This window comes from uncultured Anaerococcus sp. (assembly GCF_947253225.1).
In the GTDB taxonomy this organism is placed as follows: domain Bacteria; phylum Bacillota; class Clostridia; order Tissierellales; family Peptoniphilaceae; genus Anaerococcus.
Map to the genome: position 1 here is coordinate 21,524 of NZ_CAMXYR010000013.1, position 10,070 is coordinate 31,593.

Sequence of the window (10,070 nt, forward strand, 5' to 3'; positions counted from 1 at the left end):
GTTACTAGGCAAAGAAAAAAGACCTCGCTTGAGGTCATTTCATTTTTTCTAATTCTAGGCTGAATTTTTGGAGGATTTTTTTCTCGATTCTTGATACGGTCATTTGGCTGATATCCAAGGTGTTTGCTATATCAACCTGAGTTCTTCCTTCATAGTATCTTAGGTCGAGAATTTCTTTTTCCAAATCGTTTAGCCTTGCTTTGGATTTGTCTATGAGGTCTTTTAGCTCGATTGAGTCGAAGTTTTTGTCTTCTTCTCCTATCATATCGGATAGGTCGATGGCGTTTTCTCCCTTTTGAACTTGGTATTTCATATCCAAGGATTGGGGTGTGTAGACCTTACTTGCTTCCATGGTTTCTAGGATGGTCTCCTCATCTTCTCCCAAATAGTCTGCTATATCTGCTACAGTAGGTGTCCTTTGTAGTTCTTGGGGAAGGATTTTCTTGGCAGTGTTGATTTTCTTATAGAGGTTTTGAATTCTTCTGGGAACTCTTATGACCCAGCCCTTGTCCCTAAAGTATCTTTTTAGCTCACCCATTATGGTTGGTGTTGCAAAGGAGGAGAAGGCAAATCCCTTGGTTGGGTCGAATCTTTCTATGGCATAGATTAGCCCAAGGCTTGCTACTTGGTAGAGGTCATCTTTTTCTATTCCCTTGCCTACATACTTGTTGGAGAGGATATCGACTATATACATATGCTCTTGTATAAGTTCATCCCTTAGTTTCCTATCGCGAGTCTTGTAATATTCTTCAAATTTTTCTTGGAGGGCCTCTTTGTGCTCTTTTTTGCTTTCTTTAGACATTATTCTGCCCTTATGGTTAAGACTATCTTGTTGTCCAAAATAGTAAGTTCATCACATAGCTCTTTGAGGATTAAATCTCTCATGGATAGGGCCTTGGTGTCGAGATCCCTATCCTTGCCTATAACTTCTACTTGCAGATGTTTTTCTTCTGTGTAGAAGTTTATGGTGATTTCTTCTTCATTTAGCTTGTAGTTTATGGCTTCTGCCACAACTACCCTAAGGTCTTCTACTTCTTCTATATTAAATCCCAAATCTGAGGCAAGACTTGCCGCAAAGAGCCTTATTGATTTGATGTAGAGGCTGTTTGCTGGGATTTTTATGCTGATTTTTTCCATATTAAACCATCTCAAATATTTCTGTAAGTTCTGTGATTTTAAAGAGCTTTAGGATATTTTCTTTAGGATTTACAACTCTTACCTTCTTGCCCTTTTCTTGGTTGAGTTTATATATTTTCATAAACATGCCAAGACCCGTTGAGTCTAGGTAATCAAGGTCTTTGATATCTATTACTAGGTCTGAATCAAGGTTTGTAAGTTTATCTTCAATGAAGTCCCTAAATTCTTCTTCTGAGTACACATCTAGGTCGCCTGCAAGTTTTAGGACTAGCTCATTGTTTTCTCTATCAATATTTGCCTTAAACATCTTCTTCCTCTTCTTCCAAAGCACTGTATTTAGTTACTGAAACAATCCTATCTTTATCGTCGGTTAGGTTTTTGAGTTTGACACCTATGGTGTTTCTTCCAGTTATTGATATATCTCTGACATTTATCCTTATCATATCTCCTGATAGGGAAACCATCATAATATCATTGTCAAGATCAACTGGTAGGGTATCGACAAGGTCGCCTGTTTTCTTAGTTACCTTGTGGCATTTTACTCCCTTACCTCCCCTATTTTGGTTTTTGAAGTTGCTGAAGGAGGTCTTTTTGCCGAAACCATTTTCTGTAACTACCAAAAGATAGGTCTCGTCACCTTTGATGTTCATAGAAACAACTTCATCTCCATCGGCAAGTTTTATAGCCCTTACTCCTTGAGCGATTCTTCCCATAGAGCGAAGGTCGGCTGAGTTAAATTGGATGGTCATACCTTGTTTGGTGGATATGATTAGCTCTTCTTCCTTGTCAATTTGCCTTACGGATATGAGTTTATCATCATCTTTAAGCGAGATTGCTATGATTCCGTTTTTCCTGATATTGGTGAAGTTTTCTGCGTCAGTTTTTTTGATAGTTCCGTCCTTGGTTTGTAGGACTATTTGGCTATCGTCGTTTAATTCTGAGAGGGTCATCATCTCGGTGATTCTTTCGCCTGATTCAAGGTTTAGGATGTTGATTATGGCAACTCCCCTTGATTGACGGCTACCTTCTGGAACTTCATAGGCTTTTAGTGAATAAACCTTACCTAGGGATGTGAAAAATAGTAGGTCTTCGTGGGTATTGGTCGTCTTTATCTTTTTGATAAAGTCGCCTTCCTTGGTGTTTCCTGCCGCTATTCCCTTACCTCCCCTATTTTGAACCTTGTAGGTGTCTATAGGAAGTCTTTTGATATAGCCATCGTTGGTTAGGGTTAGGAGGACATCTTCTCTTTCGATTAGCTCTTCGATTTCGATTTCTCCCTCATCTGGTATAATCTTTGTTCTCCTTGCATCGGAGTATTTTTCCTTGATTTCTTCCATTTCCTTGATGATTAGTTCTATCAAGTTTTCTTCAGAGTTTAGGATGGATAGGAGGTAGGCTATGGTTTCTGCTAGTTCTTTATTTTCTGCATTTAGCTTGTCGATTTCGAGTCCTGATAGCCTTTTTAGTTGCATATCTAGGATGGCTTGAGATTGCTTGTCTGTTAGGCCAAATCTCTCCAAGAAGATCTTTTTGATTTCGTCATTGTCATAAGAAGAACGAATTATTTTAATTATCTCGTCGATATTATCAATTGCTATTATCAAACCTTCTACGATATGTTTTCTCGCCTTGGCTTTGGATAGGTCAAAACTTGTCCTTCTAGTTACAACTTCCTTTTGGTGGACGATGTAGTATTGGATTAGTTCTTTTAGATTTAGAATTTGTGGGATGCCATCAACTAGGGCAAGGTTAATAATACCGAAGGTAGTCTCTAGCTGAGTGTACTTGTAGAGGTTGTTTAGGACTATGTTGGCGTTTGAGTCCCTCTTTATCTCTATTGCAATCCTCATTCCTTTCCTATCTGACTCATCTCTTATGTCAGATATCCCATCAATTCTCTTTTCTTTTACAAGGTCTGCAATTTTTTCTATGAGCCTTGCCTTGTTGACTTGGTATGGAATCTCTGAAACTATAATTCTTTCCCTATTTTTCTTGAAGGATTCTATTCTGGCAACTGCACGAAGTTTTACCTTGCCTCGTCCTGTTTCATAGGCATCTTTTATGCCAGATTTGCCTAGGATGTAGGCTCCTGTCGGAAAGTCTGGACCAGGCATGATTTTGTTGAGCTCTTCTATGGAGATTTCAGGATTTTTCATGTAGGCTACGCAGGCATCGATAGCTTCACCGAGATTGTGAGGAGCCATGTTGGTCGCCATACCTACAGCTATACCATTTGAACCATTTACAAGAAGGTTAGGAAATCTCGAAGGAAGGACTGTTGGCTCCATCTCTTCCTCATCGAAGTTTGGCATAAAGTCAACAGTATCCTTGTTGATATCTCTTAGCATTTCCTTGGCAATCTTGCTCATCCTTACTTCTGTGTAACGCATAGCAGCTGCATCATCACCGTCGACTGAACCAAAGTTACCTTGACCTTGGGCCAAAGGATATCTGGTTGAGAAGTCTTGGGCAAGTCTTACTAGGGCATCGTAGATGGCACTATCACCGTGAGGGTGATATTTACCCATTACATCTCCGACAACTCTAGCAGATTTTCTGGTTGGTTTGTTAGGATCTAGACCAAGTCCTTCCATTCCATAAAGGATTCTTCTATGAACTGGTTTTAGACCATCTCTAACATCTGGGAGGGCTCTTGATACGATTACACTCATGGAGTATTCGAGGTAGGAGTCCTTCATTTTCTTTTCGAGGTCTACATTTATAATATTCTTATCTTCTGTCATTTTGCCTCCTATACGTCAATGTTTGATACGTACTTGGCGTTTTCTTGGATAAAGTTACGTCTAGGTTCTACTTTCTCTCCCATTAATAGAGAGAAGGTATCATCTGTGCTTGTTGATTCAAAGTCTTCGCTTACCCTTAGTAAAACCCTGTGGTCTGGATCCATGGTTGTATCCCATAGTTGGTCAGCGTTCATCTCACCAAGACCCTTATACCTATTAATCTTGTAATTGTCTACATCAAGTTCCTTTAGAACCTTATCTCTTTCGGCATCTGTGTATACATAACGCTCATTTCTACCATGGCTTATTTTATAAAGTGGTGGTTGGGCTACATAGACATGGCCTTCATCAATTAGAGGTTTCATGTACCTATAGAAGAAGGTCAGAAGAAGGGTTCTGATATGGGCACCGTCGACATCGGCATCGGTCATGATTATAATTTTACCATAACGTAGCTTAGATATATCAAACTCCTTACCTATTCCAGTACCAAAGGCTGTAATCATAGCCTTAATTTCTTCTGAATTTAGGATTTTATCGAGGTTGGCTTTTTCTACATTCATTATTTTTCCTCTAAGAGGAAGGATGGCTTGAATTCTATTATCTCTTCCTCCCTTGGCAGAACCTCCCGCAGAATTACCCTCGACTATGAAGATTTCATTTTCGGATAAATCTGTTGATTGGCAGTCTGCAAGTTTTCCTGGAAGAGTAGTTGAATCTAGGATTGATCTTTTTCTTGTGAGATCTCTTGCCTTTCTTGCAGCTTCCCTCGCCCTTCTTGAGGCTAGGGCTTTTTCGATTATGGCCTTGGCTGGTTTGGGATTTTCTTCGAGGAAGGCTTGAATCCTTTGGCTTACAAAGGTATCTACAGCTCCTCTTACCTCGGAGTTTCCAAGTTTTGCCTTAGTCTGACCCTCGAATTGTGGCTCTGATATTTTTATTGAAACTATGGCAGTAATTCCTTCTCTGATATCCTCACCTTGAAGGTTTTCTTCGTTTTCTTTGAGGAATTTAAAGCTTCTTGCATAGTCGTTAACAGTTCTTGTTAGGGCAGACCTAAATCCAGACAAGTGGGTTCCGCCTTCTGGAGTATGGATGTTGTTGGCGTAGGTTAGGATATTTTCGCTATAACCGTCAGTGTATTGGAAGCTCACTTCAACTTCTATATCTTCCTGAAAGCCATCAAAATGTGGGATTTCTTCCATGATTGGAGTCTTGTTTCTGTTAAGGTAGGCTACAAATTCACCTATCCCTCCCTCATACTTAAATCTTTCTGAGAAATCTTCCCTTAGGTCTTCAAAAATTATCTCAACTCCCTTATTGAGAAAGGCCATTTCTCTAAACCTATTTTCTAGGGTTTTTCTATCAAAGATTGTTGTATCAAAAATTTCCCCATCAGGTTTGAAGGTGATTTTGGTTCCTGTTTCGTTAGTATCTCCAATTATTTCAAGATCGCTTGTAACTTCACCTCTGGCAAAGGTCATCTTGTAGATATGCCCATCTCTTTTTACTTCGGCAATCATATACTCACTTAGGGCGTTTACTACTGAAACTCCTACACCGTGAAGTCCTCCAGAAAATTGATAGGCCTTATCGTCAAACTTACCGCCTGCGTGAAGGACTGTAAGAACAGTTTCCAAGGTTGACTTGTGGGTTGTTGGGTGCTCTTTTACAGGAATACCCGAACCATCATCTTCTACAGTTACTATATTATCTTTTGATACGCTAACTTTTATGTAGTCACAACGACCAGCTAGAGCCTCGTCTATAGAGTTGTCGACCACCTCATAGACAAGGTGGTGGAGTCCTTTTTCGCTAGTTGATCCTATATACATACCAGGCCTTAGTCTAACTGGTTCAAGTCCCTCCAAGACCCTGATATTACCGGCATCATAATTATTATCTTGCATACTATTCCTTTCTAATATTTCCATCTACTATGTAAGAAATCTTGTCTTTATCTATATCTTCCAAGCTCTTGGTGTTGGTGGCAGTGATTATAGTCTGGTAACCCTTGAGGTTTTCTAATAAAAACAAGGATCTTTTTTCATCTAGTTCTGAAAATACATCATCAAACAAAATAACAGCCTCATCGCCTGTTACTTCTTTGGTTAGTTTTACTTCTGCGAGCCTAATGTTTAAAATCGCAGACCTTTGTTGCCCTTGAGAGGCAAAACTTTTTGTTGGTTTCCCATTAATAGAAATATCTATATCATCTTTGTGGATGCCTCTCTGGCTTGTTAGATATTTAAGGTCTAGGTCTTTGCTTGCCTTAAAGTCTTCCACATATGAGGCAAAATCCTTTGCATCAAGGTCGGGCTTGTAATCCATCTCAAGAACTTCAGCCCCATCTGTTAGGCTAAGGTGAAAGTCCTTAGCGAAATCTCCTATTATTTTAACGAATTTTTTTCTAGTCTTCAAAATCTTATAACCAAGCTTGGTTATTGTTTCATCAAAGGCAGAAAGTTGTTCGTTAAAATAAGAAGAGGTCTTGTTTTTTAGGAGTCGATTTCTCTGATAGAGGATTTTATCATAGTCTCTTTTGGTTTTTTTGTAGGAAAAATCAATTCCTTCAATAATCCCATCTATCAAATCACGCCTAAGATTTGGTCCTTCCTTGATGATAGCAAGGTCTTCGGGAGTAAAAAGTACAAGCTTGAAAAGCGACCTTAAATCCTTTCTCCTATCATACTTTACTCCATTTACAAAAATACTCTTATCCTTATCCTTAACTTCTATTAAAACTTCCTTGAAAGACCTACCTTTTCTGATAGTTCCAGCTAGCCTCATCTGGCTTTGAGAAAACCTAATTATATCTGTATCTCTAATTTTCTTAAAACTTGAAGCATTCGCTAAATAATAAACACTTTCCAAAAGATTTGTCTTTCCTTGGGCATTATCTCCTATGAAAATATTGTAATCTTCATTAAATTCTACACTTTCATAGAAATAATTTCTAAAATTATTTAGTTTTAAATTTTTAATCCACATTATATAATCGTAATTAAGATATCGTCAAATTCTAGGGTGTCGTTTTTGTATAATTTCTTGCCAGCAAGATGGGATACTTCTCCATTAATTAGGACTCCTTCTTCCTTGATAATGTGTTTTGCAAGACCACCTGTGGGAATTATATTCAAGGCCTTGAGAAGATCTTTGGCACTTATCATTTCTGCTTCAAATTCAATCTTTTCCATACTTACCTCAATTCGCTAGTCTTACTGGAAGGACTAGGTAGGTGAAATCTTCATTTTCATAGCTTGAATTTTCTGGATAAATCAAGCATGGATTTAGGGAAGACTTGAAGTTTAACTTAATTTTTGTAGAATCGCAAGCCTTAACTCCTTCTTGCATATATCTCGCATTAAAGGCTATATCAAGATTTTCTCCCTTTTGGTCAACGTCTATGACCTCTCTAACATCTCCAATTTCAGAATTTGACTTAATCACCATCGCCCCATCAACAATTTCTATTTTAATGAGGTTGGCCCTACCTGGATCTGCAAGGACTTGGGCACGGTCAAGAGAATTTATCAAGTCTCTCTTATCTAAGATTACTGTAGTTTCAGAAATATCGTTTATTATATTTCTATAATCTATGAAGTTTTTATCTATTACCTTGCATTGCATAGTAGTATTTTGACTTACAAAAATCAACTCATTGTCATTTTTATAAAGTTTTGTAGTAGTATCATCTGTAACTATCCTAGACCATTCAATTAGAGATCTCTTAGGTATAATATATTCGCTATCCTCGTAAGAGCTTGGATAATCAAGTTTTACTTTCTTTAGAGAAACCCTGTAACCGTCTAGGGCTACCATATTCAAGAAGCCTTCCTTTAATTCAAAGAGAATTCCTGTAAGGGCAAGCTTGGTTTCATCTGAGGTTGTAGCAAACTCTGTTTGGCTAATTGACCTTTTCAAAACATCATTAGCAAGCTCAACAGGGAGAGTATCTGGAATTTCGAGGTCATTTTTTTCAAAATAATCAAAAGCTATTAGGTTAAATTTAGATGAAGAACACTTAATGGTGATTTTTCCATCCTTGTTTTCTATACTAACAAGATCATTAGGTAATTTTCTGACTATATTAGCTATAAGGCTAGCCTTTACTGCCATTTCGCCTTGCTCATCAACTATAGCATCTACTGATGTTTTTATAGATATTTCCCCATCAGATGCTTTTAGGGATAAGGTGTTGTTTTTACATTCAAAGTATATTAATTCATGGATCTGTATATTGGTACTTTTTGAGACAGCCTTACTAGCTATAGTGATAGCTTCGATTAATTCTTGCTGGTTAATTTTAAATTTCATAGTTACTCCTTAACTTATTATATATACTTAGTAGTATTATTAGTAGGGCGTGTATATATGTGGATAAGTTCTAATAATATCTTAATTTAGCTAATAACTTGTGGTGATAACTTGTGGGAAGCTTATGGATAAAATCGCTAGTTTTCCACATTATCCACAAGGTAATTTAACAAAATCAGAAGCTTAAACTTATCCCCATACTTATCCACAGACTTATAAACAATATTACTCTGTTATCTCCTTCAAAAGACTTTCAACTTCAGTTTTGAAGTTCTCATCTTCCTGCATTTGATTTTGGATTTTTTCTATACCATGGATGATTGTTGTATGGTCTCTATCAAAGGAATTGGCAATAGTTACAAGGGAATCGCTTAATATTTCCCTAGATAAGTACATGGCAATTTGTCTAGGATTTACAATTTCTTTTTTTCTTGACTTGCCTTTAAGCTCAGAAAGTTTTACTCCGTACTTATCTGCTACATATTTTTGGATATCTTCAATTCCTATATGTTTTTTCTTATTCTTAACTCTTGTCCCCACACCTATGATGGCATCTTCCATAGTTACAACTTCCCTACCATCAGACTTAGCATAGGCAATGGCTGTAGATAGTGCACCTTCAAGGTCTCTGATGTTGGTGTCAATATTTTCTGCTATATAGAATAAGATATCATTTTCTATGTAGGCACCGAGTTGATCTAGTTTTTTTTGTAGGATGGCAACCCTGGTTTCAAAGTCTGGTTTACCAATATCTACAATAATTCCCCAAGAAAATCTTGAAATTAGCCTATCTTCAAGACGTTTAATTTCCTTAGGTGGTCTATCTGACGATATAACTATTTGTTTGCCAGTATTATAGAGATCATTGAAGGTATGGAAAAATTCCTCTTGGGTACCTTCCTTGCCAGCTATAAATTGGATATCATCAATAAGAAGAATATCTACCGACCTATATTTTTCCCTAAATTTTTCATTTTTAGTAGACCTTAAAGCAGCTATCATCTCATTAGTAAATTTCTCACTAGATAAGTACATAACATAGGCATCATCCCTATTATCTAGGATTTCGTGAGCTATAGCCTGCATGAGGTGGGTTTTACCAAGACCACTTTCTCCATAAATAAAGAGAGGATTGTAGAGTCTAGCTTGAGACTTATTGGAAATATTTTCTGCAACTGCCTGACTTACACCGAGGGCGTATTGGTTAGACTTTCCCTCAACGAAATTTGCAAAAATATTTTCTTCTTCTAGCTGAGGTCTAGGAAATGACGATACCTTATTAAGCCTCATTTGTCCGTCTGGATCGTAGTTCTTACCTAAGGTTAATACCTTATTATAATTTTCGGCATCCTTTGCTACAACAGAGATTGTGAGACTTTTACCAATCTTAGTCTTGATATTGTCGAGGGCGATTTGTAATTGAGGAACCCATATCTTGTCGTAAATAAAAAGGGTATCTTTTTTAGGAACTTCTAGGTATAAGACTTCATTATACAAATTGAGGGGCTTTAAAATGCTTATCCATGTATTAAATTGTTGGGTATCACTTACATGCATTTTCATTTCGTTTTTTAATTCATCTGTAATGTATTCTAGATTTGTCATCCATCCTACCTTTCTTAAAAAGTTATCAACATTATTTAAGTCCCTAAATTCTAAAATTATCTAAGGAAAATATCACTTATCCCCAAAATAAGGATAACTTGTGGATAACTTATGTGTTGATAAATATATGCCCTGAAAAATAAAGTTTAGTGAAGAGAAATATTTAAAAAAATAAAAATTTGAAAGATTTATCCACAACAAAAGTTAAATTTCAGACCTAAAACATAGTTTTACATATACTTTTACACATGAAATTATACTATAAAC

At 37.0% G+C, this 10,070-nt stretch carries 9 protein-coding genes; all 9 read right to left on the minus strand.

Annotated features, from left to right (window positions below):
- Positions 1 to 34 precede the first annotated feature (34 nt).
- The 9 genes from Q0W95_RS03055 to dnaA all read right to left on the minus strand — a co-directional run bounded on the left by Q0W95_RS03055 (position 35) and on the right by dnaA (position 9,803).
- Positions 35 to 802 carry a SigB/SigF/SigG family RNA polymerase sigma factor gene (locus Q0W95_RS03055; RefSeq protein ID WP_297789874.1) on the minus strand — a complete coding sequence of 256 codons (768 nt, stop codon included), beginning with the start codon at positions 800 to 802 and terminating at the stop codon, positions 35 to 37.
- The gene (locus Q0W95_RS03060) at positions 802 to 1,137 is read right to left on the minus strand and encodes an anti-sigma regulatory factor (RefSeq protein WP_297789876.1); all 336 of its coding nucleotides are present in this window, start codon (positions 1,135 to 1,137) and stop codon (positions 802 to 804) included. The genes Q0W95_RS03055 and Q0W95_RS03060 overlap by 1 nt, the downstream gene beginning before the upstream one ends.
- A 1-nt stretch (position 1,138) precedes the next feature.
- Positions 1,139 to 1,444, minus strand: coding sequence for an STAS domain-containing protein (locus tag Q0W95_RS03065; RefSeq protein WP_297789878.1), 306 nt, complete (start codon positions 1,442 to 1,444; stop codon positions 1,139 to 1,141).
- The gene (gene gyrA / locus Q0W95_RS03070; RefSeq protein ID WP_297789880.1) at positions 1,437 to 3,881 is read right to left on the minus strand and encodes a DNA gyrase subunit A; all 2,445 of its coding nucleotides are present in this window, start codon (positions 3,879 to 3,881) and stop codon (positions 1,437 to 1,439) included. Before gyrA ends, Q0W95_RS03065 begins: the two co-directional genes overlap by 8 nt.
- 8 nt (positions 3,882 to 3,889) lie before the next feature.
- Positions 3,890 to 5,791 (minus strand): DNA topoisomerase (ATP-hydrolyzing) subunit B, encoded by a 1,902-nt coding sequence (gyrB, locus tag Q0W95_RS03075; protein WP_297789882.1) that lies wholly within the window; start codon positions 5,789 to 5,791, stop codon positions 3,890 to 3,892.
- A 1-nt stretch (position 5,792) separates the two neighbouring features.
- Entirely contained in the window at positions 5,793 to 6,872 is a 1,080-nt protein-coding gene (gene recF / locus Q0W95_RS03080; RefSeq protein ID WP_297789884.1) for a DNA replication/repair protein RecF, read from the minus strand.
- Positions 6,872 to 7,078 (minus strand): RNA-binding S4 domain-containing protein, encoded by a 207-nt coding sequence (locus tag Q0W95_RS03085; protein ID WP_297789886.1) that lies wholly within the window; start codon positions 7,076 to 7,078, stop codon positions 6,872 to 6,874. The genes recF and Q0W95_RS03085 overlap by 1 nt, the downstream gene beginning before the upstream one ends.
- A 7-nt stretch (positions 7,079 to 7,085) precedes the next feature.
- On the minus strand, positions 7,086 to 8,198 hold the full coding sequence (gene dnaN / locus Q0W95_RS03090) for a DNA polymerase III subunit beta (RefSeq protein ID WP_297789888.1): 1,113 nt from the start codon (positions 8,196 to 8,198) through the stop codon (positions 7,086 to 7,088).
- A gap of 225 nt (positions 8,199 to 8,423) precedes the next feature.
- Positions 8,424 to 9,803 carry a chromosomal replication initiator protein DnaA gene (gene dnaA, locus Q0W95_RS03095; protein WP_297789890.1) on the minus strand — a complete coding sequence of 460 codons (1,380 nt, stop codon included), beginning with the start codon at positions 9,801 to 9,803 and terminating at the stop codon, positions 8,424 to 8,426.
- Between the last annotated feature and the right edge of the window lie 267 nt (positions 9,804 to 10,070).

Excerpts from the sequence above, each read along its gene's own strand:
- Q0W95_RS03055 (WP_297789874.1), bottom strand. The coding sequence starts at position 802 with ATGTCTAAAGAAAGCAAAAAAGAGCACAAAGAGGCCCTCCAAGAAAAA.
- Q0W95_RS03060 (WP_297789876.1), bottom strand. The coding sequence starts at position 1,137 with ATGGAAAAAATCAGCATAAAAATCCCAGCAAACAGCCTCTACATCAAA.
- Q0W95_RS03065 (WP_297789878.1), bottom strand. The coding sequence starts at position 1,444 with ATGTTTAAGGCAAATATTGATAGAGAAAACAATGAGCTAGTCCTAAAA.
- gyrA (WP_297789880.1), bottom strand. The coding sequence starts at position 3,881 with ATGACAGAAGATAAGAATATTATAAATGTAGACCTCGAAAAGAAAATG.
- gyrB (WP_297789882.1), bottom strand. The coding sequence starts at position 5,791 with ATGCAAGATAATAATTATGATGCCGGTAATATCAGGGTCTTGGAGGGA.
- recF (WP_297789884.1), bottom strand. The coding sequence starts at position 6,872 with ATGTGGATTAAAAATTTAAAACTAAATAATTTTAGAAATTATTTCTAT.
- Q0W95_RS03085 (WP_297789886.1), bottom strand. The coding sequence starts at position 7,078 with ATGGAAAAGATTGAATTTGAAGCAGAAATGATAAGTGCCAAAGATCTT.
- dnaN (WP_297789888.1), bottom strand. The coding sequence starts at position 8,198 with ATGAAATTTAAAATTAACCAGCAAGAATTAATCGAAGCTATCACTATA.
- dnaA (WP_297789890.1), bottom strand. The coding sequence starts at position 9,803 with ATGACAAATCTAGAATACATTACAGATGAATTAAAAAACGAAATGAAA.